The organism is Halolamina rubra (assembly GCF_000739555.1).
GTDB lineage: Archaea > Halobacteriota > Halobacteria > Halobacteriales > Haloferacaceae > Halolamina > Halolamina rubra.
The window spans coordinates 49,542-75,510 of record NZ_BBJN01000012.1 but is presented as its reverse complement, the minus strand read 5'-3'; the positions used below and the strand labels follow the sequence as shown (position 1 = coordinate 75,510).

The following is a 25,969-nucleotide window of genomic DNA, read 5'->3' as shown; positions in this document are numbered from 1 at the left end:
ATCCCACCCGGGCCGCCCGGCCCGGAACCTACGTCGATCGCTCGGCATGGAGTCCGGTAGGCCACCGTCCGGGATAGGGGTGGTGCCGGTCATGACCGGCACCGTTACGGGCGTCGACACCCAACCCGGGGTATGAGCCTCTACGAAGCCTCCTTCCGGGTGAAACACGACTGCCCGTACCGGGAGATCTCCGAGCGACACCCGGAGCTCACGATCCGGGAGTGGTACCTGAGTGACTGTCAGGTGCTGGAGCTCACCTCGACGGAGACGCCGACGGCGGAGCTGCTCGCGGAGATCGACGCGATGGGGACGGTGCTCCACCAGTCCGTCGACGACGACGGGCTCCACGTCGTCACGCAGGCGTGTCTCTGCTCGCTCGAGGAGTCGATCGTCGACCGGTTCGAGGCGCACAACTGCCTCTACCAGCCGCCGACGATCTACCGGCGGGGGTGGGAGCACTACACCGTGATCGCGTTCGACGAGGGCGACGTGCGCGCGCTGTTCCGCGACCTCGAAAGCGACCGCGAGATCGACGTGCTCTCGAAGACCGCCATCGCCGAGCAGCAGCTCCCCCACAGCATGCTCGCGCCGGTCGACCGGCTGTTCGAGGATCTCACCGACCGCCAGCTGGCCGCGCTGCGGTTCGCCCTCGAGAGCGGCTACTACGAACAGCCCCGCGGCGCCTCGCTGCGGGAGCTGGCCGAGCAGACTGCCGTCGCCCGCTCGACGTTCGAAGAGCACCTGCGGAAGGCCGAGAACAAGCTCCTGACCAACGCCGGCGAGTTCCTGCGGCTGGTGACCGCGTCGGCGACCGACGACCCGCTGGGCGTCGACGGGTCGCCGCGGGCCGAGTCGATCGCGGACTGAGCTACCAGATGCTCGGGCTGTACTCGAACTCGTACTCGTCGACGCGCTCGGCGGGCAGCCCGACGTTCTCGAACATCTCCCGGAACACGCCGCGGTACTCCGACTCGGGCAGCTCCTCGCCGGCCGAGAGCCGGACCTGGAGCCGGAACCCGCCCGCGCTGTCGAGCTTGATCTCGTAGCGGTGGCCCGCGTCCCGGGTGACGACCTCCGCGCTCGGGACGACGATCGCGAAGGAGCCGAACTCGGCGTCGCCCTCGCTGAACCCGAGGTTGATCCAGCCGTCGCCCTGTGTCGCCGGGGCCGTCGTCGCCGTCGCGCGCTCGGCGAAGGCGGCGTGGGTGCCCGCGAAGTCCGGCTCGGCGTCGACGCCGACGCTGACCAGCGAGTCCTCGGTCCGCGAGGCTTCGGTCTCGGCGTCGGCGATCAGCGCCTCGGGGTCCGCTTCGGGAAACAGCAGCGAGATCCGGTCACGGAGCCAGTCCTCGGGCGGGAGGTTCACGGGCCGGAACGGCTGGGCGAAGCCGAGCTCGTCGTCGACGAACGTGAGCCGCGGCGCCTCGGCGCCGGTGAACACCGCCTCGAGCAGCTTCGTCGCGGAGTAGCGGAACACCACGTGCAGCACGCGGGCGTCCTCGCCGAACCGCTCCACGAGCGCGGGCACCTCCAGCGGGCGCCCGATCCGCTCCCGCCCGTTGACGAAGAACGGTTCCTCGACGCGGTAGCCCGCCGAGCGCGCGCGGTCGAGCGTCGCCTCGTAGTCGAGCTCGTCGACGCTGTCGCCGACCGTGCTGTAGCTGGCGAAGTTCGCCCCGGGCGTGCCGAGACAGCCGGCGAGACCGAGCGTCACGCCGCCGCCGACTGCCGCGAGAAACCGTCGTCGGGAGCGCCGCGGATCGTTCTGCATACAGAACGTGTCGGTCGGAGAGAACATATCGGTTCCGGCGGGCCCGGCCGAGCCCTCGGCGCCACGGTCTACGGTCCCGACCCTGGGTAGCGACCCACCGCGAACTCCTCGTAGCCGCCGTACGCCAGGGAGAGCACGCCGATCCACCAGTTCCAGCGGTCCGCCGGCGAGCCGTCGGGGGCGTCCGCGAGCTCGTCGACGACGAGGTCGACCGTGAGTCGGCGCCCGCTGTCGCGGCGGTAGCGGCCGGAGTCCGCGAGATCGACGGCCTGGCGGGCGACGGTGCGCCGTTCCGGCTCGGTGCCGCCGAACCGGTCGAGCGCGGCCACGAGCGCCCCCGAGTCGAGGGCGGTGTCGCTCGCGGGCTCGTCGGTCATCGGCCGCGCTCGGCGCCGCCGTCGACGCCGGCGGCGAGCGGAGAACGATCGAGTGCCATCGAGGGGTGGATGGGGCGGCCGGCCAAAACCGTTCGGGCGGGCGGCGCCGCCGCTGTCGAGGGTGAGCGGCTGAGAGGAGTAAGCCCCCTTCTGTTTCGACCCGGCATTCGGCTGAGCACCCGCGCCCTGCCGTCGCCGGCTGTCCGGACTACCTTCGGGCACGGGCTTGCACCGGCGAGGGTTCGCCGTTCCATCCGTTCCCGTCCGTCGGCTCGCGGCTCGCGCCGGTCGCCCGACAACGTGCCGTTCCCGGGGGGGACCGGCACGCCGCCCTCTCTGGGTTAGCTCCCTCCCCTTGCGGGTCGGTTCGCATGCGCTCGCGGGCGGGGCCCGCGAGTGCGTCCCGGCGACCGTGGGCCGCCGAGCAGATCATCGGTCGGGACGGGGGGTCTCGTTTCTGTTCCAGAGCCAGCCGTCTCCGGCTCCGGGCTTGCGCCCGGTCGCCCGTCCGGACGGTGGGGGGACTTTCCTCACGCCCCTTGCTTACGGGCCGGGGCGCGGGAACCGGGCTCTCTCTGCCGGTTCGGCGTAGGGGGCTGCCGCGGTTAAGCGGTTCGGTGGCCCCGATCGCCGGCCGTCGACGCCGGTAGCCGCCGAGTAACTATCGGCGCCGAACCGAACGGACAGGCGTGTTCGAACCCTGCCAACACCCCGACTGCCGGCCGGTCGAAGCGATCCAGCGGGTTCCCGGCGAGGGGAGGTTCTGTCGCTACCACGCCCACGAACTGCTAGACGGCGACGACCGGTAACGACCCCACACAGCCCGCGCGAGCCACTCACTCCTCGCGGAACCCCACCCGGGCCGCGTCCGCCCCCGCTCGCTGGGCCGCGGCGTCGATGTCGAACGCACGGACCACCTCACCGTCGCGGAGCAGCGGCTCCAGCAGCGACTCGCCGTTCTCGGGGCCGTCGCGGCCGCGCAGGCCGACGTGGTGGCCGCCGTCGGGCGTTCGATACACGTCCTTCGCCCCCGAGAGCTTCCCCCGTTTCGCGGCCGGCTCGCCGTCGACCTCGACGACGTCGAGCGCGAGGTCGAGCGGGTCGGCGTTGGCGATGTAGCCGCCGACGCCGAAGCTGTCGGCCACGTCCCGGAGTTCCCTGAGATCGGCGGGCCCGAGCCCGCCCGAGAGCAGGATCTCGGGAGTGGGGGCGTCCCGTGCCGCGAGCTCCCAGCGCACCTCGCGGACGATGTGGCGCAGGTCGCCCCGGCGCGAGCCGGTAGTGTCGAGCCGGACGGCGTCGAGCCCCTCGCCCAGCGTCTCGACGGCCCGCAGCACCTCGTCGACCTCGTCGCCGTAGGTGTCACAGAGCGCCACACGGGGCACGGCGGCGTCCATCGCCTCGTCGAACGCGCGCCAGGCGGCCTCCTGGTTCCCGCGGCCGAACGCGATCAGTAGCGCGTGGGGCATCGTGCCGCCGACCTCGCGGTCGAGCACCTCGCCCGCGGCGACGTGGGAGACGCCGTCGGCGCCGCCGACCAGCGCCGCGCGCTCGACCATCGCGCCGATGGCGGGGTGGACGTGGCGGGTGCCGAAGGAGAGCAGCCGGCTGTCTGGGGCGGCGACGCGGCTCTCAAGCGCCGCGGTGGCGACGCCTGAGGCGTGGGCGGTGAACCCCAGGATCGGCGACTCGTGGCGGGCAAAGGCGCGGTAGGGGCCCTCGATCCGCAGGACGGGGCCGCCGTCGAACAGCGTCCCCTCCGGGAGCGCGTCGACGTCGATCGGGAGCCCCTCGAGCAGCGCGGCGACGTCCTTCACGCCCGCGAACAGGTCGAACGCGCCAGTCGGGAACTGGTCGGCGGTGAGCTCCGCGACGACCGTGGGGTTGCGGTCGGCGTGGTCGAGCACCGCCTCCGTCCGGTGGAAGTACGCCGCGGTCGCGTCGCCCCGCCGGATCGCGTCGTCGCCGACGGTGTCGAACTCGGTCATGGTCGACGTTCCGCCAGCGCGGCCAAAAGTCGGTCGTTCCCCGCGTCGCGCCGCCGCGACGGCCTACCAGGCGCGCTCAAGCACGTCCTCGATCTCCGCGACCGAGGGCCGGACCGGCGCCTCGGCGAACAGGCTGTCGTCGTGGATGATCTCGGCGATTTCGGGCAGGTGCTCGCGGTCGAGCCCCTCGATCGCCCGGAGCCGGTCCGGGAGGCCCAGATCGTCCCGGACGCCCGCGACGGCGTCGACGACCGCCTCGGCGAGCTCGTCGTCGGTCATCTCGGGGCCGGCAACGCCCAGCGCCTCCGCGAGCAGGCGTCGCCGGCCGTCGATCTCCGAGAACACGTAGCGCAGCACGGCGGGCGCGAGCACGCCGTGGACCGTCCCCTGGTGGGCGTCGTAGTCGTTCGAGAACCCGTGGCCGAACGCGTGGACGATCGACGCGCGGTAGGCGCCCGGGGTGGAGATGCCGTACTGCGCGCAGACGACGCCCGCGACCGCGTCGTCGACGGCGGCGGGGTCCGGCTCGTCGGCGGCCAGCGCCCCGAAACCGGACTGCATCAGCGAGAGCCCGCGGCTCGCGGTGCCGTCGGTGATCGGCGTCGCGTGGGGCGAGTACAGACACTCGACGGCCTTGTCGAACCCGTTCATCGCCGACGCGGTCAGCACCGAGCGCGGCGTCGTCTCGAACAGTTCGGGGTCGTAACAGAGCGCCGTCGGCATCAGCCGGCGGCTGCTCACGCCGCCGCTCGGGATCTCGCTTGGGTCGGCGTCGGACTCGAGCGTCAGGCCGACCCCGCCGATCACCGAGAGGTCCGCGCCGGCGAGCGTCGTCGGCACGGCGATCACGGGCGTCGGCCGGCCGTCGTCGGCGACCGGTACGGACCCCGAGGAGAGCGCGTGCTCGGCGGCCGCCGCGGGGTCGGCGTAGCTCCCGAGCGCGCTCGCGACTTTCGCGGTGTCGAGGCTCGATCCGCTGCCGACCGCGACGATCGCCTCGATCCCCTCGGCCTGCACGCGCTCGGCCGCCTCGAGCGCCGCGCCGAGAGTTTTCGCGGGCGTGGTTCCGTCGAACACGCCGGCGAGGGAGTCGCCGAGCCCCTCCTCGACGGGACCCATCACGTCGCGGTTGGCGCCGACGTTCGCGCCGGTCACCACCAGCGCCGAGGCGAGCCCGCGGCCCGCGAGCAGCTCACCGAGGTCGGCGGCGGCGCCGCGGCCGAACCGGATCTCGCCGGGGTCGTAGTCGAGCGTGAACTCGCGGTGGGAGCTGTCGGTCATACCGGCCCGTCGGCGGCGAGCCACATCAACCCCGGCCGAACCGACACGCGGCCGCCGCTGCAGGGGCACGAAAACCGCGCCCGGACCGCCGGACACGGAGGGCTTAGGAGGCCCCGACCGGAACCACGTCGTGATGGCGAGAGACACCGACAGCGGGGAGCCACTCGCGGCCGCGGACACCGGGGAGGGCGCCGCCGGGGCCGACGACCGGGTCACGTTCTCCGCGGCGGGGCTCCGCGAGGGGTTCGTCCGCTGTCTGCCGGTCGCGGCCGGCGTCGGCGGCTACGGCGTCGCGTTCGGGATGGTCGCGGCACGGCAGGGGCTCAGCGCGGCGGAGGCGACGCTGATGAGCGCGACCGTGTTCGCCGGCGCGGCCCAGCTCATCGCGGTCGAGCTCTAGGCCGACCCGATCCCGATCGCGGCGGTGCTGACGACGACGGCCGTCGTCAACGCGCGGTACGTCCTGATGGGCGCGGCGCTGCGCCCCTGGTTCGCCCGGCTCGGCGTCCGGGAGGCGTACGGGGGCGTGTTCTTCCTGATCGACGAGACGTGGGCGCTGACGATGGGCGAGCTCACCGACGGCGGGGGCGACGGCGCGTTCCTCGTCGGCAGCGGGATCGCCGCGTGGCTGTTCTGGGTCGGGGCGACGGCCGTCGGCGCGAACGTCGGCGCGGCGATCCAGGACCCGAGCCGCTACGGGCTCGACTTCGTCCTCACGGCGGTGTTCCTCGCGATCGCCACCCAGCTCTGGGAGGGGAAGTCGACGCTGCTGCCGTGGCTCGTCGCGCTGGTCGTCGCGGTCGTCGCCGCCGACGCGCTCCCCGGGCGGTGGTACATCCTCGCCGGCGGCGTCGCCGGCAGCCTCGTGGAGGTGGCCCGTGTCGGTCGTTGAGCTCGACCCGCTCGTCGTCGGCGTCGTCGCCGCGATGGCGCTGTTGACGTACCTCACGAAGGCCGGCGGGTTCTGGCTGCTGGGCCACGTCGACCCCTCGGACCGGCTCGAAGCCGGGCTCTCGGTGCTGCCCGGCGCGATCATCGTCGCGATCGTCGGCCCGGAGCTGGTCTCGGGCGGGCCGACCGCCTGGCTCGGCGGCGCGACGGTGGTGCTGCTCACCCGGAAAACCGGGAGCCTGCTGGCCGCGCTGGTCGGCGGGATGGGGGTGGTCGTGCTGACGCGGGCGGTGATCTGACCCCGCACTACGCCACCGCATCGGCCAGTCTCAGAACTCGTTCCCGCAGCGTCGCGGCGTCGGGGGCGAGCAGGCGGACCATCGGCTCCTTCCCGTGGGCGCCGTCGTCGACGATGGCGTCGGGGGCGTCGCCGTCGCGCCGCGTCAGCACGCGCTCGGCGACCCAGTCCATCGTGCCGGCGGCGTCGTCGGGCTCCTCGGTCCGATCGACCGTCGCGACCGTCAGCTCGTTCTCGATAGCTTCCCTAACCGCGTCGCTCGCCCGGAGGTTGCAGGCCGCCGCGACGCGCGGGTCGTGCTCGCGGGCGCCCAACAGCAGGCGCGCGACGTGGCTCGACGCGCCCAGCGCGGCGCCGCCGGGGGCGCGCACGCCGGTGGAGGTCCGGGTGAGCCGGCCCTCGCAGGCCGCCACGTCCGCCGGCTCGATCGCCGTCCCGGGGGCGACGGCGACGGTCGTGCCGACCTCGGGGATCAGCGGTGCCATCGCGGGCGTCTCGAACGCCCGAACCGTCTCGCGCACCTCGCGGAGCGCACGCGGCGCGTCGGCGCGTGCACGGACCCCCGCGAGGTGGTGGACCGGCCCCGTGCCGTCGCCGAGATCGTGGCCGTGGGTGACCGCACGCTGCAGCAGCGACTCGGCGTTCGCGACCGCCGCGCGGAGCTCGACCCCCCGCGCGAGGTCGGCCGCGATCGCCGCCGAGAGCGTGCAGCCGCCCCCGTGGCTGTTCGCGTCCGGCACGCGCGGCGAGCGGAACTCCCGGACCTCGTCGCCGACGAACACGTCGACGACGGCGTCGCCGTCGAGGTGGCCGCCGGTGACGAGCGCGGCGTCGGCGCCAAGCTCCCGGAGCGCCTCGCCGGCCGCGACCGCGTCCGCCGGCGTCTCGATCGCCACGTCCGTGAGCAGCACCGCCTCCGGCGCGTTCGGCGTCACGAGCGTCGCTTCCGGGATCAGTTCCTCGCGGACCACCGCCTCCCCGGCTTCGGAGAGCAGTCGATCGCCGCTCTCGGCGACGACGACGGGGTCGACGACGACCGGGAACTCGGCCGCCTCGAGCTCCGCAGCCGCGGCGCGGGCGACCTCGGCGTTCGCGAGCATCCCCGTCTTGGCCGCGTCGACGCCGAGGTCCGACGCGACCGCGCGGATCTGCTCACGGACCATCTCCGGGTCGGTGGCGGCGCTGGCCCGCACACCGGTCGTGTTCTGGGCCGTGAGCGCGGTGATCGCCGAGGCGCCGAACGCGCCGCGGGCCTCGATCGTCTTCAGATCCGCCTGCACGCCGGCGCCGCCGCCGCTGTCGGAGCCGGCGACGGTGAGCGCGACCGGGCGGGCCATCAGTCGTCGGCGGGGCCGGGCTGGGCGCCCGGCATCCCGACGCTGGGGGCGTCGTGGCCGAGCTCGTCGATGGCGACCTGGGCGGCCTTCTTCCCGGAGAGCAGCATCGCGCCGAACGTCGGCCCCATCCGTGTCAGCCCGTGGGTCGTCGCCGTCGCGAGCCCGGCGGTGACGAGGCCGTCGTGGATTTTGCCCGTCTCCTCGACGACCGCGTCCTCGCTCTCGCCGACCCACATGGAGTCGTGGCCCGGCGAGTCGTGGCCGGGCGCGCCGTACTCGCCGTCGGCGGTCGTGTCCATCCCGGCCTCGCCGGTTTCCTCGATCCCGGGGGCGTCGATCACGCCACGCTCGTGGAGCTTGGAGACGACGACCGCCTCGTGACCCGTCGCGTCGATCACGAGGTCGGCCTCGACCGCGACGGGGTCGACGCAGGTGAGTTCGCGGGGCAGCGAGTGGACCGGCGTCCAGTTGAGCACCACGCCCGACACCTCGTGGTCCTCGCGCACGACCACGTCGGTGAACTCCGTCATGTTCTGGATCCGCGCGCCGGCGTCGCAGGCGGCCTCGATGAGTGCCGAACTCGCGTGGGGCGCGGTGGCGACGTGGAGCCCCTCGGCCTCCTCGCTCTCCTCGTGGGGGACGCCGAGTTCGTCCAGCACCTCGTGGGCCGGCTCGCGGACGGTGAGCTTGTTCATCAGGAAGCCGCCGAGCCAGAACCCGCCGCCGAGGTAGTTGTTCTTCTCGACGACGGTGGCGTCGACGCCGCGCTCGGCGAGCTCCTTCGCCGCGACCAGCCCGGAGGGGCCGCCGCCGACGATCACCACCTCGCTGTCGGTGAACGCCATGAACTCGTCGTGCCACTCGTCGGCGATGGCGCGGGTGACCTGTGCCTCGCTCGCGTCGGTGAAGCCGTCGAAGGACATCATTACTACGTGGTACTACTGAGTAGTTAAACGTTGCCGTCGGAGGGCTCCCCGGTCGAACGCGTCGAAAACGAACGGCTGTCGGCGTCAGTCGCCGCGCCGGACCTCGTCCAGCGCGTCGACGGTCGGCGCGTTCACGATCCGAACCGTCTTCCCGTCACGGGTGACGCGGAACGCGTCCTCGAACGAGCCGTCCTCAACGCGGTAGACGCCCTCGCCCTCGGCGGTCGCGTTCAGCGACTCCGTGAGCATGCCGCGGTACGCCCGCGCGAACTGCCGGGCGTCGCGCTGGCTCTCCCAGCGCGTCTTCAGGACGTAGCCGTCCATCGACGGGTCGTCGCTATCGGCGTCGAAGTACGGCACCAGCTTGTCGCCCGCCCAGCCCGCCGTCGCGGGGTGGGAGTAGTTGTACGCGGAGTACGCGCCGGGGTTCTCTCCCAGCGTCCCGCGGTCGATCGCGCGCTGCTGCCAGAGCATCGCGAACAGCGTCGCCTCGCCCAGCCGCGTCGCACTCGCGCGGTCGTACTCGGCGGTCGAGCGGTCGGGGACGACCACGCTCGCCGGGCGATCCTGGGGGTAGTCTTCGGGGTGGATCAGCTGCTCGCTCGACTCGGGCGGGCGGGTATAGAGGTCGTCCACCGCGGCCCAGCCACCGCGCTGGCGGGTCCGGTGGACCAGCGTCGGCCCCTCGCTGTAGGGGGCGTACACGGTGAGGTAGAGCCCGAGGTTCTCGTCGGCGATCGAGGCGCCGCCGCCGGCGCTCGGTCGGTCGATGCAGTCCCACTCGGCCTCGCAGCGCTCCTCGTACTGCGCCTCGACGTAGCTGGCGTCGCCCTCGACGACGCCGGTCTCGGCCATTCGTTCGTCGGGGTTGGCGGCGCCGCCCAGCAGCGAGAGGCGCTGGTCCTGGAGCGCGTGCATCAGCTCGTGGGCCAGCGTCGCGCGGTCGACCGTCGGCGTCTCGCTGTCGCTCACGAGCACGATGCGGTCGGCGCCGGGCGAGTAGTAGCCAAGCACGGAGCCGCCGTAGATCGAGCCGAACGCGCCGCCGACGGTGCGGTCCTCGCCGACGAGCATCGCCGCCTCGTAGCGCTGCTCGCGGGCGCGCTCGGCGGCCGTGTCGACGTCGTGTCGCGGCTGGAGCCGTTCCGGAACTCCTCGCGGGAGATCACCTCGACAGGCACCGTCTCCTCGAACTCCAGCCCGCGGATCAGTTCGACGCGGGCCATCGTCCGGGCGACGACGGCGTCGAGCTCGGACTCGTTCAGCCCGTCGCTCGCGTCGACGGCGACGGAATCGGTGGCGGCGTAGCCGTCCTCCCAGCCGAGCCGGTCCTCCCCGGGGGTCGGCGACGGCGCCGCCGGCGCGGCACAGCCCGCGAGCACCAGACAGCAGACGACGGCGAGCAGGCGAACTCTCACACGGACGGATGCGCCGGCGAGGGGAAAAGAGCTACCGACGGCCGAACAGCAGCGCGGCGCCCAGCACCGCGAGCAGCGCGGCGACCGCCGAGAAGCCAGGGGCCTCGGTGCTCGTCGTCTCCTCGGTCGCCGTCGGCGTCTCCTCGCCCGGCGCCGCGGTCTCGGTCGGCTCCGGCGTCGCGACCCCCGGATCGGCCGACTCGCGCACCGCCGGGAGGGAGTCGACCGTCGGCGCGTTGACGACGGTCACCGTGTCGCCCTCGACGGTCAGGTGGAACGCGTCCTCGAACCCGCCGTCGGCGACGCGGTACGTGTCCTCGCCGACCTGCTCGGCGCCCCAGTAGGCGAGCAGCGACTCGTAGGCGCCGCGGAACTCGGTCGCCTCCGCGGGGCTGTCCCAGACCAGCCGCCAGACGTAGCCGGTCTCGCCGTCGGCGCTCCGGTAGACGTGGAGGCGGTCACCGTCCCAGCCCGCGGCGGCGTCGAACCCGTAGTTCAGCGGGTCGAAGCGGCTGACCTCGCCGGATTCGGTGTAGTTGAGCCACGTGGTCGGGCCGACCACGTCGCTCGCGTAGCGCTGGACGCTCCCCGAGTCGGCGTACAGCGGGTAGGCGAACATCGCGGCGACGCCCGACTGGCCCACCTCGGCGTAGTCGGGGCGGCGGTCGGGGCGGACGCGCTCCCAGTCACCGGCGTGCTGGTCGGCGAGCTCGACCTCCGTCGGCGGGTCCTCGCCGTACAGCTCGGGGTGGATCACCTGCTCGGCGCTCTCCGGCGGGGCGTCGTACAGGTCGTTCACCTGCTCCCAGCCGCCCTCGCGTTTCTGCTCGGCGACGAACGCCGGCCCGTCGCTGTAGGGCTGGTAGTTGAGGAAGTAGACGCCCATGTTCGGCGGCGCCGCGCCACCGCTCCCGCCCGTGTCGGGGCTGAGGCAGGTGCCGTTCCACACGCCGCCCTCGCCACAGCGCTCCTCGTAGCGGTACTGGACGTAGTTGGCGTCGCCCTCGATCAGCCCGCTGTTGGCGTTAGCGCCGTCGCGGGTCCGGCTGCTGAAGTTCGTGAGGTCGAACTCCTGGTCCTGCATCGCGTGGACGAGCTCGTGGCCCAGCGTGAGCTCGTCCACCTGGAGGCTGCTCTCGTTGTCGGTGACGAGCACGATCGAGTCCGCGCTCGGGCTGTAGTAGCCCGCGACCGAGGCGCCGCGGTTTGCCTGCTGTGTCTCGATGGAGCTGGTCTCCTCGCCGATCAGGAACAGCGCCTCGTACGTCGCGTTGTCGAACGTCCGGTAGGCGTCGCTGTAGGAGACGTTCGACGACGAGTTCGCGAACTCCGAGCGCGGGACGATCTCGACGGGCACGTCCATGTCGAACTCGACGCCCCGGATCACCTCGACGCGGGCTTTCGCCCGCGCGATGGTGGCGTTGAGCTCCGCCTGCGTGATCCCGTCGCTCTGGTCGACGTCGATGCTCTCGTTGTGCCAGTAGCCGTCCTCCCAGCCGAGCCGGTCGCTCTCGGGGTCCGGCGGCGCGCTGTCGTTGGTCGCCTGTGTCGTCGCGTCGACACCGGCCGACGCCACGGCCGCGTCGGCGGTTGTCGGCGCGGCGGGCGCGGCCGCCGCGGCGGGGGCGAGCCCGGCGAGGACGACGACCGCGACGGCGAAAACCGCGGAGACTCGTCGCATAGCCCCACATGGGACCGACCACGCAAAAAGACCGCGGCGAGGGGAGGCTGCCACGGGAGCTAAGGCGTCGACGGTCCAACGGGGCGACATGTACGAGCCCGACAGTACCGCGGTGGTCGTCGTCGACATGCAGCACGGGTTCTGCCACCCCGACGGCAGCCTGTTCGCGCCCGCCAGCGAGTCGGCGATCGAGCCGGTGAGCGAGCTCGTCGCCCGCGCCCGCGACGCCGGCGCGAGCGTCGTGTACACGAAGGACACCCACCCGGAGGGGCAGTTCGACGGGAACCACTACTACGACGAGTTCGAGCGCTGGGGCGAACACGTCGTCGAGGGGACGTGGGACGCCGAACTCCACGACGAGCTCGACGTGCGCGAGGACGATCACGTCGTCGAGAAACACACGTACGACGCGTTCTACCGGACCGACCTCGAGGCGTACCTCGACAGCCACGGCGTCGACGACCTGCTTATCTGCGGGACGCTCGCTAACGTCTGCGTGCTCCACACCGCCGGCAGCGCGGGCCTTCGGGACTACAAGCCCGTGCTCGTCGAGGACGCGCTGGGGTACATCGAGGAGGACCACAAGGAGTACGCTGTCGACCACGCCGACTGGCTGTTCGGCGAGGTGACGGAGCTGGAGAACGTGGGGTTCGAGGGGGAGTAGGAGCGAGCGCGGTTCGGGACGGTCCTGTGCCGCGAACGCGGGTCAGTGGACTGCACGCTGTGTCTTTCCTGTGCGGGGCCCGTCGAGGGTCGCTCCGGGTCGCAGAACACCTTCCCGCCGAGAAAGTGGCGTTAGTTTATACGTTCAAGGAGAGAATATGTAGTGATGGAGTACAAATCACTCGTCGGAGCGCTCCTGTCCGGTATCGCGGTTTTCCTCGTCGTCGGGGTGGCAGTCACCGAGTTCGCCGGGTCGTGGATCGAGTTCTCGCTGTTCCTCGGAATCCCCGCGGGCCTCGCGGCCGGCGTGTTCACTACTGGCGCGGTGTATCTCGGACTGGCCGACGACGCCCCGGCGGGCCGTCGACGTGTCGCCGGCGCCTTCGCCGCCTTCGGCGTCGCGTTCCTCGTCGGCCTGGTCGCCCTCGGGTGGGTCGTGAACGTCGGCGTAACGACCGCGATAATCGTCTCTATCGTCGTCGCAGTCGTCGTTGCCGCGGTTGCGTACCTTCGGGGCCCGACCAGTAATCACGGCGACGGCCGGAACGGAGCGGACTGATCGTGGAACGGCAGAACGACCGCCGGTCACTGTTCGCGTTCGTCCTCCTGACGGTCGCGATCTCGTGGCCCGCGTGGGGGATGCTCGCCGTGTTCGATCTCGAACCGGGGATCAATCCGGCCGGGGGACTGTGGCTCCTCGGTGGGCTCGGTCCCCCGATCGCGGCGGTCGTCGTGGTCGGTCTCACGGGTGGCCGCCCTGCGGTTCGGCGGCTTCTCGCCAGGCTGGTACGTTGGCGTGTCGAACCGCGGTGGTACGCCGTTGCGGTCCTGCTTCCCGGGGCGGTAGTGGCAGCGGCACTGGTCGTCGACGCCGTCGTCTACGACGTATCGACAAGACCCCCGACGGTGGATCTGCTTCCGCTGTTTGTCGGGTCGATCGTCGCCAACGTGCTGATCGGTGGTGGGTTGGAGGAGATCGGCTGGCGCGGGTTCGCACTGCCTCGGTTACAGGCCGAGTACAGCGCCCTGACTGCCAGTCTCCTCCTCGGCGTGGTCTGGATCGCCTGGCACGCGCCGCTGTTCCTCGTGCCGGGCGCGATTCAGGTCGAACTCTCGCCGCTCCCGTTCCTGGTTCAGGGGATCGCGCTCGCAGTGATCTTCACCTGGCTGTACAACAGCAGCCGGGGGAGTCTCCTCCTGGTCGTGCTGCTCCACGGGACAGTCAACGCTTGGCTGACGAGCGTATGGTTCCTGCGTGGTGGTGTCAGTGTGACCACACTGTGGGTGGTTGCCGGACTGTTAGTCGCGATAGCGCTCGGCCTCGTTGCGACGTACGGGGGCGAGCATCTCTCTCACCACCCACGACAGGGCGCCGGTTCAGAAACTCCGGATCACGACGGATGACCACCATCCGGGGCAGAAGGTTACCGTATCGACCACTCGGTACGATCGGTACGACGCGGAAAACGACACCCACGGTCGACCGCTACCGGAACAGCCGGTAGGAGGGCTGGCCCGTCGCCACGAGTCGCTCCTCCCCCTCGTCGACGCCCCAGTCGCGGTCGTCGTCGCCGTGCTCCGGCACGGTACTCGTCACGTCGACGCGGCTGACGCCGATGGTGGTGCCGGCCCGGATCACGTCGGCGCAGGCGTGCAGGTCGCCGGTCGCGCGCCGGAGGTAGTTCACGTTCAGGCTCACCGTCGCCACGTCGGTCGCCAGCGGGTCCTCGGCCGCGAGCCGGAGCGCCAGCCCGCCAGCGGTGTCGACCAGCGTCGCCGCGACGCCGCCGTGGATGGTGGGCTTCGAGGCGGGGTTGGTGAGCTTCTCGTCGAACGGGATCGTGAGCTCGATCCGGCCGCGCTCGACGGCGTCGACCTCGGTGCCGAGCCAGGAGAGGTAGCCGTGGTCCTCCTCGATCGCGTAGCGGATGAAGTCGGCGGCGCCGTCCGGCAGCGACGACAGGTCCTCGGTCATACCGGCGTTCCGCGGCGACGGGTGAAGTAGCCGGCGGGACTCACCCCAGCCGGATCGACGACGCGGCCGGCGCGATCGTCACCTCGACCGCGTCGCCGACGGCGAACCCGTGGCCCTCGTGGAACACGACCTTCGCGCCGAACTCGTCGCGGGAGGCGAACAGCGACAGCCCCGTCGCACGCTCGCCGTCGACGCGGACCGCGAGGTCGCCCCAGGTCACGTCGGCGCCGGCGCCCGCCCGCGCCGCCGCCGTGCCGACCTCGGTGCCGAGCAGCGAGACGGTCCCCGCCGACGCCGCGTCGTCGACGCCGTCGGCCGCGTACGCGCCGCCGCCCGAGTAGTGCGCCAGCCCGCCGTCCAGCGGCGTGCCGTCCTCGGCCGCGAGCGCCGCCCACGAGCCCGGGTCCGGGTGGGCCGGCGCGTCGAGCCGCACGTACGTCTGCCCGGTCTCGACGACCGTGCCCGTGCCGTCCCACGGCGTCCCCGCGACCTCGACGCCCGGCTCGACGGGGAGCGAGCCCGACGCGCGGTAGGGGTTCGCCTCAGTCGGCCGGAACCCCAGGTGGAGGTGGTCGTCGACCCAGCGCCCGAAGAAGCCCGAGCGCACCGACTCCCCGAGCGAATCGCCCGCGGCGACCCAGTCACCGGCGTCGACGCCCGGATCGACGTGGAGCACGCGGGCGAGCAGTTCGGCACCGCGACCGCCGGCCCAGTCGTCGGCCACGTCGACGACGATCAGGTGGTCCTCGTCGACGGCGTAGGGGCGGTCCGGGCAGGCGACGGTGCGCGTGTCGACCACCTCGCCCGGGACCGGTGCGGGGGCGGTGCCGTCGTCCGGGTAGAGGTCGACCGCACAGCCGCGGTCGTGGGCGGGGTAGGGGGAGTTGTAGCAGGAGAACCGCGCGTAGCGATCGAGGAGGGATGGGGGGAGCGGGACAGGGGAGCGCTCGGCCGCGGGCATGCTGGGCGAGTGGCGACGGCCACGCTTAGGTACGTCGGACCCCGACTCCGCCCATGCGCGTGATCCGCGGGCGGGCGGACTCCCCCGAGGGCGACCGGGAGCGGACCCGCGAGCTGCTGGATTCGGTCGCCGAGGACGGCACGCCCGTCGTCCGGGCGTGGACGCCCCACCGCCACCTCGCGTTCGGCCGGCGGGACGCGAACGAGCCGGGGTACGACGACGCCCGCGTCGCCGCCCGGGAGCGGGGGTTCCCGCCGGTCGAGCGCTCCGTCGGCGGCCGCGCGGTCGCCTACACGGGGACGACCGTCGCGTTCGCGGCGCTCGAGCCCACAGAGGAGAGCCGTACGGGGATCACCGACCGCTACGAGGCCGGCGTCGACACCGTCGTCGACGCGCTCGCCTCGCTGGGCGTCGACGCCGAACGGGGCGAGCCGCCGGACTCCTTCTGCCCCGGCGACTACTCGGTGCAGGCGCCGTGCTCGACCGACGACGGGGACCGCCGCCCCGGCAAAATCGCGGGGATCGCCCAGCGCGTCACCGCGGGCGCGGCGATGGTCTCGGGCGTCGTGGTCGTCGACGGCCGCGACGAGGTCCGGGACGTGCTCGACCCCGTCTACGACGCGCTCGAGGTGGCGTTCGATCCAGCCTCGGTCGGTAGCGTCGCCGCAGCGGGCGGGCCGAGCGATCCCGACGCCGTCGCACGGGCGCTGGAGGACGCAATCGTCGACGGCCGCGAGCGATCGGTCGCGTCGTTACGTGAGGCGACGGGGCCCAGCCGGGAGGCTTAGGGGAGCCCCCTCCCCACTGGAGGTATGCTCATCACCGACGCCGAACTCCCGGACGGCCGGGTCCGGGACGTTCGCACCGAGGAGGGCCGCATCGCCGAGATCGCCGCGTCGCTCCACTCCCTGCCCGGCGAGGAGACCGTCGACGCCGACGGGCTGACGCTTTTGCCCGGCGCGATCGACGTGCACGTCCACTTCCGCCAGCCCGGCCACGGCCACAAGGAGACGTGGGCGACCGGGTCGCGCTCGGCCGCGGCGGGCGGGGTCACGACCGTCGTCGACCAGCCCAACACCACGCCGCCCACGGTCGACGGCGAGGCGTTCGACGAGAAGGCGGAGTTCGCCGCCAACGCCGCGGTCAACTACGGCCTCAACGGCGGCGTCAACGACGAGTGGGACCCTGACTCGCTGCTCTCCCGGCCGGTGTTCGCCCTGGGCGAGGTGTTCCTCGCCGACTCGACGGGCGACATGGGGATCGACGAGGCGCTGTTCGAGGAGGCGCTCGCGGCGGCCGCCGACGCCGGGATCACCGTCACCGTCCACGCCGAGGACGCCGACGAGTTCGACGAGTCGGCCCACGACGGCGACGCCGGCGGGAAGGGCCGGGACGCCAACGCCGACCTCTGGAGCCAGTACCGGGCCGCCGAGGGCGAGATCGCCGCCGTCGAGGCCGCCTGCGAGGCCGCGGGGGACGCGGGCGTCGACATCCACGTCGCCCACACGTCGACGCCGGAGGCCGCCGAACACGCCGCCGAGGCGGGGATGACGACGGAAGTCACGCCGCATCACCTGCTGCTCTCACGGGAGGATCTGGAGGAGCTCGGCACGTTCGGGCGGATGAACCCGCCGCTGCGGAGCGAGGATCGGCGCGAGGCGCTGTACGAGCTCGTCGTCGACGGCACCGTCGACGTGATCGCGACCGACCACGCGCCGCACACCGCCGCCGAGAAGGAGGTCGGGCTCTGGGACGCGCCCTCGGGCGTGCCGGGCGTCGAGACGATGCTCCCGCTGCTGCTGGGGGAGGTCAGGACGGGCGAGCTCACGCTCGAACGCGTCGTCGAACTCGTCGCCGCGACCCCCGCCGATCGGTTCGATCTCGACGCCAAGGGGCGGGTCGAGGAGAGGTACGACGCCGACCTGACGCTGGTCGACCTCGACGACGCCGAGGAGATCCGCGCCGACGCGCTCCACACGAAGTGTGACTGGACGCCGTTCGAGGGACACGAGGCCGTGTTCCCCGAGCTCACGGTCGTCGACGGGAGCGTCGTCTACGACGGTCGCGCGGGCGACCGGTTCACCGCGGGGCTGGGACGGAACGTTCGGGAGTGAGTCGCGGGGGGCGGGTCGCGAGTCGACGCCGCCGGACGGCGCGAGCGCCCGCCCCGGCTGAGAGGGTTTCGCAAGGCAAGCTTTACATGCACAATCATATAAATAGGAACGATGCCCGAATGCCAGAACTGTAATTCGTTCGTCACGCGACGGTACGTCCGGGTGTTCACACCCGAGGGGCAGGAGACGCCGCGGGTCTGTCCCTCCTGCGAGGACAAGATTCGGGACGGGAGCGACGTGCGCGCGGCGCGCTCGACGCGAGGAAACTGACGGGAAACGGCAACGGGGCTCGGAACCAGTTCGGTCGCGGGCGCTCCCCGCGACGATCCGTAAAAACGACGCGTAGCGCTCAGTAGCTCCGCTCTTTCGGCTCGTAGCTCTTGTCCTCGCCCTCCAGGACGGCCGGCTTGTACCAGAGGCCGGGGCTGCCGTCGTTCCAGGAGAGCATCGTGTGCTTGAGCCACTCGTCGTCCTTGCGCTCCTGGTGCTCCTTGCGCCAGTGGGCGCCGCGGAACTCGTCGCGGGCGAGCGCGCCGACGGTGATCGCCTCGGCCACGTCGAGCAGGTTCCGCGTCTCGATCGTGTGGATCAGGTCGGTGTTGTACGTGCGCGAGGGGTCCTCGACGGTGACGTGCTGGTAGTCCTGCCGAGCCTCGCTGATGTCCTCCAGCGCGTCCTTCAGCGCGCCCTCCTCGCGGAACACGTTCACGTTCTCGGTCATCGTCTCCTGCAGTTCGGAGCGGACCTCGGCGTGGTTGATCCCCTCCTCCTTCTCGAGCAGGTAGTGGACGCGGGCGCGCTCGGCCTGGACGGCCTCCTCGACGACGCCGGCGTCGCCGGCGGATTCGGCGGTCGTCCCGCCGTCGGCGAGCGCCCCCTTCTCCGCGGAGGGGAGGCCCGCCTCGCCGAGCGGGACCGGCGAGACGTTCTCGCCCTCCTCGCTGTCCTCGTCCCAGCCGGTGGTGATCTTCGCCTCCTCGTCCACGTCGCCGGCGGCGTGGCGGCCGGCGCGGGCACCGAAGACGGCGAGTTCGGGCAGCGCGTTGCCGCCCAGCCGGTTGGCGCCGTGGACGGAGGCGCAGGCGCACTCGCCGACGGCGTAGAGCCCGCCGACGCAGGTCGCGCCCCACTCGTCGGTCTCGATGCCGCCCATCGCGTAGTGCTGGCCGGGCTTGACCGGCATCGGCTCCTCGAGGCCGTCGACGCCCTCGAAGTCCTCCGCGAGGTGGAGGATGTTCTCCAGCCGGTCGAGGATGCGGTCCTCCCCGAGGTGGCGCATGTCGAGGTGGACGTACTCGTCCTCGATCCCGCGGCCGTTGTTGACCTCGTTGAGTTCGGCGCGGGAGACCACGTCACGGGAGGCGAGCTCGCCGTCGTTGTTGGCGTAGCCGTGTTCGAACATGAACCGCTCGCCCTCGCTGTTGTAGAGGATCCCGCCCTCGCCGCGGACCCCCTCGGAGATGAGCACCCCCGTCGACGGCAGCGTCGTCGGGTGGAACTGGATCATCTCCATGTCCTCGATGGGGACGCCGGCGCGGTAGGCCATCGCGACGCCGTCGCCGGTGTTGGCGATGGCGTTGGTGGTGTGGTCGTACACCTGGCCCAGCCCGCCGGTCGCGAGGATCACGCCGTCCCGGGCGCGGAACCCCTCGATCTCGCCGCGCTTGATGTCGTAGGCGACGACGCCGTGGCAGTCGCGCTCCTCGGGCTCGTCCTCGTCGCTGACGGCGAGGCGGGTGACGTACCACTCGTCGTACACCTCGATCCCCCGCTTGACCACCTGCTCGTACATCGTGTGGAGCATGTGGTGGCCGGTCTCGGCGCCGGCGTAGGTGGTGCGCGGGAAGGAGAGGCCGCCGAACGGCCGCTGGGATACCTGCCCGTCCTCGTCGCGGGAGAACGCCATCCCCCAGTTCTCCAGCTGGATCGTCTCTTTCGGACTCTCGCGGGTCAGCGCCTCCACCGCGGGGGCGTCGCCGAGGTAGTCCGAGCCCTTCATCGTGTCGTAGGCGTGGTCGTGCCAGTCGTCGCCCTCGCGCAGCGCCGCGTTGATGCCGCCCTCCGCCGCGCCCGTGTGGGAGCGGACGGGGTGGAGCTTGGTCACCATCGCCACGTCCGCGCCGGCCTCCTGTGCGGCGATCGCCGCACGCAGGCCCGCGCCGCCGGCTCCGACCACGATGACGTCGTACTCTCTCATGCTTACCAGACTTCAGGTTAGATTTGACCGCCTCCCGCTTGAGCTCCTGAATGTGCTCGGTCAGCGGGATATCCTTCGGACAGACGTTGGTACACGAGAACTGCGTCTGGCACCGCCAGACGCCGTTCTCCTGTTCGATCAGCTCCATGCGGTGCTCCTTCATCTCCTCGCCCTCCCGGTCGTCCATCGCGAACCGGTAGGCCTTGTTGATCGCCGCGGGGCCGAGGTACTCGTTCTCCTCGGCGGCGATGTTGCAGGAGGACATGCAGGCGCCACACCAGATACACCGGGTGGACATCTTGATCTTCTCCCGGTTCTCCGGCGTCTGGAACTGCTCCTCCAGCTCGCCGTCGGGCGTCTCCTCGGTCTGGAAGTACGGCTCGACCGCCTCCATCTGGTCGTAGAAGTGCTCCATGTCCACGACGAGGTCCTTCACCACGTCCTGGTGGGGCAGCGGCTCGACCCGGACCACGTCGCCGTCGAGATCGGCGACCTGGGTCTGACAGCCCAGGCGCTGGCGCCCGTTGATGAACAGGGCGTCGGAGCCACAGACCGCCTGCCGGCAGGAGTGCCGGAACGTGAGCGAGGAGTCGTACGTGTCCCGCGCCTCGATCAGCGCGTCGAGCACGGTCATCCCCTTCGTGAAGGGGATCTGGAACGTGTCGAAGCGCGGCTCGGTCTTCCCCTCGACCTCGGGGTCGTAGCGGAACACCTTCAGCGTGATCGCGTCGTCGCCGAGATCCGGTTCCGCCTCGGCTTCCTCGCGTTCGCGCTCGGCGGCACGGGCGGCCTTCTCGTCCCGGCGGCGCTGGCCGGGGCTCCGGGGCTCCGGTTCGGGCTCCGCCTCCGGCGTCGATTCTGTTTCGTCGTCGGTTTGTTCGGGTGGTTCGGTTTGCGTGCTCATTGTTAGAACAGGTTGGTCCAGACGAGCGCGGTTCGCAGCCCCTGGACGACCATGATCAGGCTGGCGACGACCAGCACCGCCGTCACGGCGGTCTGCTTCCAGCCGTCGACGCCGTCCCGGTGGACGATCGCGTTGTGGACGCCGTTGACGCCGTGGAACGTCGCCGTCAGCAGGAACAGCACCATCAGCGAGAAGTACGTCCAGGTGCTCATCCGGGCGGACGTGCCGGCGAACGTCACGTCGGCAGCGTGGTTGACGAAGTGCAGGAGGAAGAAGTGGAACGCGAGCACGACGACCAGGAAGGCCGCCGTGACACGCTGCAGGAACCACTTCTTGCCCGAGCGGTCGAACGAGGAGTAGTGTTCGGCCATCTCAGAACACCCCCGAGACGAACGTCGGGACGCTGGCGATCGTGATCGCGCCGGTGATCACCAGCGACGCGTAGAAGCTCTCCTCCTGTGCCTCGAGCCCCTTCCCGAGGTCGATGAACAGCAGGCGGACCCCGTTGAGGATGTGGAACACCGCCACCGCGAGCAGCCCGACCTCGAGCAGGCGCACGATGGCGAGGCTCTCCAGCCCGACGATAGTGTTGTTGTACGCCGCCTCGCCGGTCAGTGCCGTCGAGAGCACGGCGATGTGTGTGAAGAGGTAGCCGATGAGGACCCAGCCGGTGAACTTGTGGAACAGCCACGCCCACATGCCGGCGGTGAAGGAGCGCCACCGCCCGAAGTCCTCGACGGTACCTCGATCGTACGACTGACTCATGTAACAGGATGATTCGGTTCGGAGGGGGTATAGAACTTGCCGTATCGGTCACGCCGTCGACCGAACGTGTTCCCCGTGTGTCGCGGCCGGGAACCGGCCGCTCGAGGGCCGCGAGAGGAACCCAGCCCCCAGCACGATCAGTACGAGTGACGAGGGGGTGGCGACGAACTCGTTGAGGTGGGGAAACGGAAGCGGAGAGGGTCAGCGGTCGGAACCAGCGAACGTGGCGGGTGTGCCAATCGCTAAGTGTGCCGGCGGCGCAGTCGACCTGTGCGAACGAGCCTCAACGTTCCCGGCGACGTGCTGGAGGAGTTCGACGAGACGTGGCAGGAACAGGGGATGGAGTCGCGCTCGCGGGCGGTCCGGGAGGCGATGCAGGAGTACGTCGAGCGCCACACCACGCTCGCCGAGATCGACGGCGACGCCGTCGCGGCGCTGGCGTTCGACTACGAGCACACGCTCGTCATCGGCGACCTCCACACCGTCCAGCACGAGTACCAGGACGTGATCGGGACGACCCAGCACCTCCACCACGGCGACTGGTGTCTGGAGACGGTGTTCTGTTCCGGCGACGCCGGACGCATCCGCGAACTCGTCCACGCGCTCCGGGACTTCGACGCCGTCGGGCGAGTGAACGTGATGTTCCTCCAGCCGACGGGGTAGCCGGCCGTCACGCCCAAACCGCTGGGTCGGCTACTCGTCCCCGATGAGTCTCCAGCAGGCGTTCCACGACCTGGTGACGCTGGAACTGGTGCTCGCGTGGGTCGCCGTCTCCCTCGTCTCCGTGGGGGCGCTCTGGCTCGATCTGCGCCGGAACAACCGGGCGCTGCCGTCGATGATGAAGCTGGTCTGGACGCTCACGGTGCTGTACTCCGGCGTCCTCGGCCTCGCGGTGTACTGGTACAGCGGCCGGACCCAGATCCCCGAGGACACGTTCGTCCGCCGCGGGATGCGCTCGACGGCGCACTGCTACTCTGGCTGTGGCGTCGGCGAGGTGCTCGGCGTCACGCTCGCGGCCGGGATCCTGCTGTTGAACACCGTCGGCGTCGTCGCCACCACGTTCACGCTCGCGTACACCTTCGGCGTCGCGTTCACCGTCGGCCCCCTGCTGCAGGAGGGCGTCGGCCTCCGCGAGGCGCTCTCGGATGCGGTGTACAGCGAGTCCGGTAGCATCGTCGCGATGGAGGCCGTCGCCATCGGCTCGGACATCTACCTCGCCGGCGAGGCGACGATGGGCGAGCCGGTGTTCTGGGCGTCGCTCGCGGTGTCGCTCTCGCTGGGGTTCCTCGCGGCGTTCCCGATCAACCTCGGGCTGCTCCACGCCGGCGTGAAGGAGGGGATGGGCGACCCCTCGGCGATGTAGCGCACGCGGCGTCGACACCTGGCCGAACCACGCGGAGACTTTTCTCGCTCGCCCCCGAGACGCGGAGCATGGCCGACGACACCGCCCGGTTCCTCGCGGACTCGCCGGACCGGCTCGCCCTCCTCGAACGCCTTCGCGACGCGCCGGCGTCGCCGTCGACGCTGGTCGCCGACCTCGACCCCGCCCGCCGGAGCATCCAGCGCAACCTCGCCGCCTTCGAGAGTCGCGGCTGGGTCGCCCACTGCGAGGACGGCTACCGACTCACCGCTGCCGGCGACTCGATCGCTCGCGCGCACGCCGACTACCTCGGCCAGTTGCGGCGGATCGGCGAATCCATCCCGTTGCTCTCGCATCTCGATCCCGCAGACGCACCGGGGGCGGAACTGCTGGCCGACGCCGACCTCGTGGTGGCCTCCGAGGCCGATCCGCAGGCACCGATTCACGCCTACACGGAGCAACTCCGGGAGATGGACGGCGACCGAATCCGGGTCTGCTCGCCGGTGCTCTCGAGAGCGTTCCACGAGGCCCACGCCGCGCTGGCGCTGGACGGCGTCCGGACGGAGCTCCTGCTGTCGACGACGACGGCGCGGCGGGCGAAGGAACTGGGGCCGCTGGAGTTCGCGGCGGTGCTCCGGGCCGGCCCCCTGGACCTGTTCGTCCGCGACGGCGAGATTCCGTTCGGCCTCGCCCTCGGCGAGGAGTCGCTCCTGCTCGGCGCGTACGCGGAAGGACACCTCCAGGCCTGCCTCCAGGGGACCGACCCGGACCTGCTCGCGTGGGCCGAGTCGGCGTTCGAAGCGCTCCGCGAGGACGCCCGGCGGGTCGAGTCGCCCGGCGACCTCGACCCCGCGTAGCGCCCAAGCAGTCGAAAGACCGGCGAGCGGTGACAGCCCCTGTCACCGCCGCCGACGCGAGTCGTAATACCCCCGCGGCACGAACGGGGCGTATGGCGAAGCCCTCCGGCGCCGTCGCCTCGGCCCTCGTCGACCGCACCGCCCTCGCCCTGTTCGCGCTCCTCGCCGGCGGGTGGTTCCTCCCCGTCCTGTATCCCCCAGTTGCTGGCACGCCGGTGATCGTTCCGCCCTACCTGGTCGTCATCGTGCTCTACGACGGCCTGCTCGGGCTGGAACACGTCGCCTACGCCGTCGCGGAGATGCTCCCCCTGACACGGGGTCTCGCCTTCGACGCCGGCCTCCTCGTGACGTTCTACCTGTTCGCGGTCGTCGTCGCCGCACTCGGCAGGGTGCTGAGGAGCCGACTGGGACCGGTGACGGCCGATGGGAGCGACACGCGGACGCTCGGCCAGTTCGGCTACGCCGTCGCCGCCGGCACGCTCGTGATCGGCCTGCTGCTGGCCGCGCAGGGCGTCGTCGCCCAGCCGACCGTGACGACCGAGAGCTGTACGGGGCAGGGAAGCGCCGCGGCGAACGGCGGGTCGACGACGACGGCTACCGGGACTTGCACGACGACGACGGAGCCGGCGACGGGGCAACTGCTCTACATCGTCTCGCTCGGCCTCGGCATCGCCGCGCTCGGTGCAGGAATCGTCGGCGTCGACCGCTGGCTGGCGGGCGGGTGAGCGACCGTACTGCAGGTGGTCCCCTCCCGTCGCTCACTCCCCGACCACGTCGCCGACGCGCTCGCCGAGCTCCTCCTCCACCTGCCAGAGGTACAGCGCCGCGTAGCTCCGGACCGGCGCCCAGCGCTCCGCGAACGCGGTCATCTCCCCCCGCGTCATCTCCGGGTCCTCGCCGTGGTGGTCGACCAGCGTCTTCAGCCCCTCGCGGACGCCGAGGTCGCCGACGGGGAACACGTCCGGCCGACCCAGCACGAACAGCAGGAACATGTCGGCCGTCCACGGGCCGACGCCGGTGATGTCGGTCAGCGTCGCGCGCACCTCGGCCTCGTCCATCCCGGCGAACGAGTCGCGGCTCCACCCCTCCTCGGCGAACCGGTCCGCGATCTCGTTGACGTAGCGCGTCTTCTGTCGCGAGAGGCCGGCGTCGCGCAGCAGCTCGTCGTCGGCGGCGCGGATCCCCGCGGGTGTCACCTCGACGGCGTCGTGCAGGCGTTCGCGGGTGGCCGCCGCCGACGCGACCGACACCTGCTGGCTGACGATCGAGCGGATCAGGCGTTCGAACGCGTCCTCTGCGGGGTCGAGCGAGACGGGGCCGACCTCGGCGGCGATCGGTCCGAGGTACGCGTCCTCGCTGAGGCGCTCGTGGGCATCCTCCGGGTCGATTTCCGACGGTGTGGCTGTCTCGTCCACGGTCACACCTCGAACCGCATCCCGTCCTCGGCGACCGCCACGTCGCCGTCGAAGCCGGCGCGCTCGACGCTCTCGATCATCTCCTCGTGCTTCCCCTCGGTGTGGGGGTAGAGGTGGGTCAGGAGGAGGCGGTCGATGTCGGTCCCGGCCAGCGCCTCGCCGAGCTGGGTCGGCGTCGGGTGGTTGTCCACGTCGACCTCGTCCGGGAACGAGCAGTCGTGGAGCAGCGTGTCCGAGCCGTCGGCGAAGCGGGCGATCGACGCGCTGGCCTCGCCGTCGGCGCCGAAGGTGAACTCCGCCCCGTCCTCCCCTCCGGCGAACCGGTAGGCCAGACAGTCCATCGAGTGGACCGTCTCGTGGGTCGCGATCTCGAACCCGGCGGCCTCGAACTCGACGCCGGTGCTGATCTCCCGGATCGAGAGGTCGACCCGCCCCTCGAGGTAGTCGTGGACGGAGAGCAGGTCGTCGAGCAGCGCCTTGGTGCCGGCGGGCCCGATCACTTCCAGGTGGGTCTCGCCGGCGAGCCAGCGCGCCTTCAGCAGCGCGAGCAGGTCGCTGACGTGGTCGAGGTGGTGGTGCGTCAGCAGTACCGTCGAGACGCCCTCGTAGCCCACGTCCGTCGTCGAGAGGCGGTGGAGGACGCCGGCGCCGCAGTCCACGAGCAGCGCGCGGTCGTCGCGTTCGAGCAGCAGGCCGGTCTGGACGCGGTCGGGGACGGGCATCGCGCTCCCCGTGCCCAGTAGCGTGACGCGCATACCCGGGGCTCTGGCGCCTGCGGGGAAAGGCTGTG

The 25,969-nt window shown here is 71.6% G+C and carries 28 protein-coding genes, 1 other RNA gene and 2 pseudogenes; 13 read left to right on the top strand and 18 right to left on the bottom strand.

Going from position 1 to position 25,969, the window contains the following annotated elements:
* The first annotated feature begins 132 nt into the window (after positions 1-132).
* Positions 133-867, top strand: a complete 735-nt coding sequence (locus tag ACP95_RS03870; RefSeq protein ID WP_049979942.1) for a helix-turn-helix domain-containing protein — start codon at positions 133-135, stop codon at positions 865-867.
* Between the two features lies 1 nt (position 868).
* Here the strand turns inward: ACP95_RS03870 and ACP95_RS16030 are convergent, their stop codons facing one another.
* The 5 genes from ACP95_RS16030 to ACP95_RS03850 all read right to left on the bottom strand — a co-directional run bounded on the left by ACP95_RS16030 (position 869) and on the right by ACP95_RS03850 (position 5,417).
* Entirely contained in the window at positions 869-1,771 is a 903-nt protein-coding gene (locus ACP95_RS16030; RefSeq protein ID WP_049979941.1) for a hypothetical protein, read from the bottom strand.
* 68 nt (positions 1,772-1,839) lie between these two features.
* Positions 1,840-2,148, bottom strand: coding sequence for a hypothetical protein (locus ACP95_RS03860; protein WP_049979940.1), 309 nt, complete (start codon positions 2,146-2,148; stop codon positions 1,840-1,842).
* A 127-nt stretch (positions 2,149-2,275) separates the two neighbouring features.
* An RNA gene (gene rnpB, locus ACP95_RS03980) (RNase P RNA component) lies at positions 2,276-2,728 on the bottom strand.
* Positions 2,729-2,984: 256 nt separating this feature from the next.
* Positions 2,985-4,136 carry a nicotinate phosphoribosyltransferase gene (locus ACP95_RS03855; protein WP_049979939.1) on the bottom strand — a complete coding sequence of 384 codons (1,152 nt, stop codon included), beginning with the start codon at positions 4,134-4,136 and terminating at the stop codon, positions 2,985-2,987.
* 63 nt (positions 4,137-4,199) lie between these two features.
* The gene (locus tag ACP95_RS03850; protein WP_049979938.1) at positions 4,200-5,417 is read right to left on the bottom strand and encodes an iron-containing alcohol dehydrogenase family protein; all 1,218 of its coding nucleotides are present in this window, start codon (positions 5,415-5,417) and stop codon (positions 4,200-4,202) included.
* Between the two features lie 133 nt (positions 5,418-5,550).
* Between ACP95_RS03850 and ACP95_RS16020 the strand changes: the two are divergent.
* Together ACP95_RS16020 and ACP95_RS03840 are read left to right on the top strand one after the other, a co-directional pair.
* A pseudogene (locus ACP95_RS16020) lies at positions 5,551-6,309 on the top strand (AzlC family ABC transporter permease).
* Positions 6,296-6,607, top strand: a complete 312-nt coding sequence (locus ACP95_RS03840) for an AzlD family protein (RefSeq protein ID WP_202593767.1) — start codon at positions 6,296-6,298, stop codon at positions 6,605-6,607. Before ACP95_RS16020 ends, ACP95_RS03840 begins: the two are co-directional and overlap by 14 nt.
* A 7-nt stretch (positions 6,608-6,614) precedes the next feature.
* On the opposite strand, the gene thiD is transcribed toward ACP95_RS03840, so the two are convergent.
* The 5 genes from thiD to ACP95_RS16265 all read right to left on the bottom strand — a co-directional run bounded on the left by thiD (position 6,615) and on the right by ACP95_RS16265 (position 11,968).
* Complete coding sequence (gene thiD, locus ACP95_RS03835) at positions 6,615-7,943, bottom strand: bifunctional hydroxymethylpyrimidine kinase/phosphomethylpyrimidine kinase (protein WP_049979937.1); 1,329 nt, start codon at positions 7,941-7,943, stop codon at positions 6,615-6,617.
* Positions 7,943-8,866: a sulfide-dependent adenosine diphosphate thiazole synthase gene (locus tag ACP95_RS03830; protein WP_082224553.1), complete on the bottom strand. Its 924-nt coding sequence runs from the start codon at positions 8,864-8,866 to the stop codon at positions 7,943-7,945. Before ACP95_RS03830 ends, thiD begins: the two co-directional genes overlap by 1 nt.
* An 87-nt stretch (positions 8,867-8,953) precedes the next feature.
* Entirely contained in the window at positions 8,954-9,943 is a 990-nt protein-coding gene (locus ACP95_RS03825) for an Hvo_1808 family surface protein (RefSeq protein WP_237560396.1), read from the bottom strand.
* Positions 9,838-10,287 (bottom strand): hypothetical protein, encoded by a 450-nt coding sequence (locus ACP95_RS16275; RefSeq protein ID WP_237560395.1) that lies wholly within the window; start codon positions 10,285-10,287, stop codon positions 9,838-9,840. The genes ACP95_RS03825 and ACP95_RS16275 overlap by 106 nt, the downstream gene beginning before the upstream one ends.
* Positions 10,288-10,318: 31 nt before the next feature.
* A complete protein-coding gene (locus ACP95_RS16265; RefSeq protein ID WP_049979935.1) occupies positions 10,319-11,968 on the bottom strand; it encodes an Hvo_1808 family surface protein in 1,650 nt (549 codons plus the stop codon).
* A gap of 88 nt (positions 11,969-12,056) precedes the next feature.
* Between ACP95_RS16265 and ACP95_RS03815 the strand changes: the two genes are divergently transcribed.
* The 3 genes from ACP95_RS03815 (at position 12,057) to ACP95_RS03805 (ending at position 14,035) form a co-directional block, all read left to right on the top strand.
* Positions 12,057-12,632: a cysteine hydrolase family protein gene (locus ACP95_RS03815; RefSeq protein WP_049979934.1), complete on the top strand. Its 576-nt coding sequence runs from the start codon at positions 12,057-12,059 to the stop codon at positions 12,630-12,632.
* Between the two features lie 165 nt (positions 12,633-12,797).
* The gene (locus ACP95_RS03810) at positions 12,798-13,190 is read left to right on the top strand and encodes a hypothetical protein (RefSeq protein ID WP_049979933.1); all 393 of its coding nucleotides are present in this window, start codon (positions 12,798-12,800) and stop codon (positions 13,188-13,190) included.
* 2 nt (positions 13,191-13,192) lie between these two features.
* The gene (locus tag ACP95_RS03805; protein ID WP_049979932.1) at positions 13,193-14,035 is read left to right on the top strand and encodes a CPBP family intramembrane glutamic endopeptidase; all 843 of its coding nucleotides are present in this window, start codon (positions 13,193-13,195) and stop codon (positions 14,033-14,035) included.
* Positions 14,036-14,117: 82 nt separating this feature from the next.
* Here ACP95_RS03805 and ACP95_RS03800 read toward each other — a convergent pair whose 3' ends face one another.
* Both ACP95_RS03800 and ACP95_RS03795 read right to left on the bottom strand, forming a co-directional pair.
* Positions 14,118-14,606, bottom strand: a complete 489-nt coding sequence (locus ACP95_RS03800) for a PaaI family thioesterase (RefSeq protein ID WP_049979931.1) — start codon at positions 14,604-14,606, stop codon at positions 14,118-14,120.
* 40 nt (positions 14,607-14,646) lie between these two features.
* Complete coding sequence (locus ACP95_RS03795; protein WP_049979930.1) at positions 14,647-15,567, bottom strand: hypothetical protein; 921 nt, start codon at positions 15,565-15,567, stop codon at positions 14,647-14,649.
* A 53-nt stretch (positions 15,568-15,620) separates the two neighbouring features.
* Here ACP95_RS03795 and ACP95_RS03790 point away from each other — a divergent pair, with 53 nt between their 5' ends.
* The 3 genes from ACP95_RS03790 to ACP95_RS16010 all read left to right on the top strand — a co-directional run bounded on the left by ACP95_RS03790 (position 15,621) and on the right by ACP95_RS16010 (position 17,951).
* A complete protein-coding gene (locus ACP95_RS03790; RefSeq protein ID WP_049979929.1) occupies positions 15,621-16,355 on the top strand; it encodes a lipoate--protein ligase family protein in 735 nt (244 codons plus the stop codon).
* 24 nt (positions 16,356-16,379) lie between these two features.
* Positions 16,380-17,681 (top strand): dihydroorotase, encoded by a 1,302-nt coding sequence (locus ACP95_RS03785; protein ID WP_049979928.1) that lies wholly within the window; start codon positions 16,380-16,382, stop codon positions 17,679-17,681.
* Positions 17,682-17,792: 111 nt separating this feature from the next.
* Entirely contained in the window at positions 17,793-17,951 is a 159-nt protein-coding gene (locus ACP95_RS16010) for a DUF7563 family protein (RefSeq protein WP_166623270.1), read from the top strand.
* A gap of 79 nt (positions 17,952-18,030) precedes the next feature.
* On the opposite strand, the gene ACP95_RS03780 is transcribed toward ACP95_RS16010, so the two are convergent.
* The 4 genes and pseudogenes from ACP95_RS03780 to sdhC form a co-directional block, all read right to left on the bottom strand.
* Positions 18,031-19,878: an FAD-binding protein gene (locus ACP95_RS03780; RefSeq protein WP_049979927.1), complete on the bottom strand. Its 1,848-nt coding sequence runs from the start codon at positions 19,876-19,878 to the stop codon at positions 18,031-18,033.
* A gap of 10 nt (positions 19,879-19,888) precedes the next feature.
* Positions 19,889-20,782: pseudogene (locus ACP95_RS15145) on the bottom strand (succinate dehydrogenase/fumarate reductase iron-sulfur subunit); the annotation flags it as partial.
* Positions 20,783-20,784: 2 nt separating this feature from the next.
* A complete protein-coding gene (locus ACP95_RS03770) occupies positions 20,785-21,153 on the bottom strand; it encodes a succinate dehydrogenase (RefSeq protein ID WP_049979925.1) in 369 nt (122 codons plus the stop codon).
* A gap of 1 nt (position 21,154) precedes the next feature.
* Positions 21,155-21,547 (bottom strand): succinate dehydrogenase, cytochrome b556 subunit, encoded by a 393-nt coding sequence (gene sdhC, locus ACP95_RS03765; RefSeq protein WP_049979924.1) that lies wholly within the window; start codon positions 21,545-21,547, stop codon positions 21,155-21,157.
* 270 nt (positions 21,548-21,817) lie between these two features.
* Here sdhC and ACP95_RS03760 point away from each other — a divergent pair, with 270 nt between their 5' ends.
* The 4 genes from ACP95_RS03760 (at position 21,818) to ACP95_RS03745 (ending at position 24,489) form a co-directional block, all read left to right on the top strand.
* Positions 21,818-22,210, top strand: a complete 393-nt coding sequence (locus ACP95_RS03760) for a CopG family ribbon-helix-helix protein (RefSeq protein ID WP_049979923.1) — start codon at positions 21,818-21,820, stop codon at positions 22,208-22,210.
* A 43-nt stretch (positions 22,211-22,253) separates the two neighbouring features.
* Positions 22,254-22,910 (top strand): DUF4396 domain-containing protein, encoded by a 657-nt coding sequence (locus ACP95_RS03755; RefSeq protein ID WP_049979922.1) that lies wholly within the window; start codon positions 22,254-22,256, stop codon positions 22,908-22,910.
* A gap of 68 nt (positions 22,911-22,978) precedes the next feature.
* A complete protein-coding gene (locus tag ACP95_RS03750) occupies positions 22,979-23,764 on the top strand; it encodes a helix-turn-helix transcriptional regulator (RefSeq protein ID WP_049979921.1) in 786 nt (261 codons plus the stop codon).
* Between the two features lie 92 nt (positions 23,765-23,856).
* Positions 23,857-24,489 (top strand): hypothetical protein, encoded by a 633-nt coding sequence (locus ACP95_RS03745; protein ID WP_049979920.1) that lies wholly within the window; start codon positions 23,857-23,859, stop codon positions 24,487-24,489.
* Between the two features lie 33 nt (positions 24,490-24,522).
* On the opposite strand, the gene ACP95_RS03740 is transcribed toward ACP95_RS03745, so the two are convergent.
* A complete protein-coding gene (locus ACP95_RS03740; protein WP_237560394.1) occupies positions 24,523-25,179 on the bottom strand; it encodes a DNA-3-methyladenine glycosylase family protein in 657 nt (218 codons plus the stop codon).
* Positions 25,180-25,181: 2 nt separating this feature from the next.
* Positions 25,182-25,934 (bottom strand): MBL fold metallo-hydrolase, encoded by a 753-nt coding sequence (locus tag ACP95_RS03735; RefSeq protein WP_049979919.1) that lies wholly within the window; start codon positions 25,932-25,934, stop codon positions 25,182-25,184.
* Positions 25,935-25,969 lie beyond the last annotated feature (35 nt).

What these genes read in the sequence shown, in the direction of transcription:
- ACP95_RS03870 (WP_049979942.1), top strand. Translation starts at nt 133, where the DNA reads ATGAGCCTCTACGAAGCCTCCTTCCGGGTGAAACACGACTGCCCGTAC.
- ACP95_RS16030 (WP_049979941.1), bottom strand. Translation starts at nt 1,771, where the DNA reads ATGCAGAACGATCCGCGGCGCTCCCGACGACGGTTTCTCGCGGCAGTC.
- ACP95_RS03860 (WP_049979940.1), bottom strand. Translation starts at nt 2,148, where the DNA reads ATGACCGACGAGCCCGCGAGCGACACCGCCCTCGACTCGGGGGCGCTC.
- ACP95_RS03855 (WP_049979939.1), bottom strand. Translation starts at nt 4,136, where the DNA reads ATGACCGAGTTCGACACCGTCGGCGACGACGCGATCCGGCGGGGCGAC.
- ACP95_RS03850 (WP_049979938.1), bottom strand. Translation starts at nt 5,417, where the DNA reads ATGACCGACAGCTCCCACCGCGAGTTCACGCTCGACTACGACCCCGGC.
- thiD (WP_049979937.1), bottom strand. Translation starts at nt 7,943, where the DNA reads ATGGCCCGCCCGGTCGCGCTCACCGTCGCCGGCTCCGACAGCGGCGGC.
- ACP95_RS03830 (WP_082224553.1), bottom strand. Translation starts at nt 8,866, where the DNA reads ATGTCCTTCGACGGCTTCACCGACGCGAGCGAGGCACAGGTCACCCGC.
- ACP95_RS03825 (WP_237560396.1), bottom strand. Translation starts at nt 9,943, where the DNA reads ATGCTCGTCGGCGAGGACCGCACCGTCGGCGGCGCGTTCGGCTCGATC.
- ACP95_RS16265 (WP_049979935.1), bottom strand. Translation starts at nt 11,968, where the DNA reads ATGCGACGAGTCTCCGCGGTTTTCGCCGTCGCGGTCGTCGTCCTCGCC.
- ACP95_RS03815 (WP_049979934.1), top strand. Translation starts at nt 12,057, where the DNA reads ATGTACGAGCCCGACAGTACCGCGGTGGTCGTCGTCGACATGCAGCAC.
- ACP95_RS03810 (WP_049979933.1), top strand. Translation starts at nt 12,798, where the DNA reads ATGGAGTACAAATCACTCGTCGGAGCGCTCCTGTCCGGTATCGCGGTT.
- ACP95_RS03800 (WP_049979931.1), bottom strand. Translation starts at nt 14,606, where the DNA reads ATGACCGAGGACCTGTCGTCGCTGCCGGACGGCGCCGCCGACTTCATC.
- ACP95_RS03795 (WP_049979930.1), bottom strand. Translation starts at nt 15,567, where the DNA reads ATGCCCGCGGCCGAGCGCTCCCCTGTCCCGCTCCCCCCATCCCTCCTC.
- ACP95_RS03790 (WP_049979929.1), top strand. Translation starts at nt 15,621, where the DNA reads ATGCGCGTGATCCGCGGGCGGGCGGACTCCCCCGAGGGCGACCGGGAG.
- ACP95_RS03785 (WP_049979928.1), top strand. Translation starts at nt 16,380, where the DNA reads ATGCTCATCACCGACGCCGAACTCCCGGACGGCCGGGTCCGGGACGTT.
- ACP95_RS16010 (WP_166623270.1), top strand. Translation starts at nt 17,793, where the DNA reads ATGCCCGAATGCCAGAACTGTAATTCGTTCGTCACGCGACGGTACGTC.
- ACP95_RS03780 (WP_049979927.1), bottom strand. Translation starts at nt 19,878, where the DNA reads ATGAGAGAGTACGACGTCATCGTGGTCGGAGCCGGCGGCGCGGGCCTG.
- ACP95_RS03770 (WP_049979925.1), bottom strand. Translation starts at nt 21,153, where the DNA reads ATGGCCGAACACTACTCCTCGTTCGACCGCTCGGGCAAGAAGTGGTTC.
- sdhC (WP_049979924.1), bottom strand. Translation starts at nt 21,547, where the DNA reads ATGAGTCAGTCGTACGATCGAGGTACCGTCGAGGACTTCGGGCGGTGG.
- ACP95_RS03755 (WP_049979922.1), top strand. Translation starts at nt 22,254, where the DNA reads ATGAGTCTCCAGCAGGCGTTCCACGACCTGGTGACGCTGGAACTGGTG.
- ACP95_RS03750 (WP_049979921.1), top strand. Translation starts at nt 22,979, where the DNA reads ATGGCCGACGACACCGCCCGGTTCCTCGCGGACTCGCCGGACCGGCTC.
- ACP95_RS03745 (WP_049979920.1), top strand. Translation starts at nt 23,857, where the DNA reads ATGGCGAAGCCCTCCGGCGCCGTCGCCTCGGCCCTCGTCGACCGCACC.
- ACP95_RS03735 (WP_049979919.1), bottom strand. Translation starts at nt 25,934, where the DNA reads ATGCGCGTCACGCTACTGGGCACGGGGAGCGCGATGCCCGTCCCCGAC.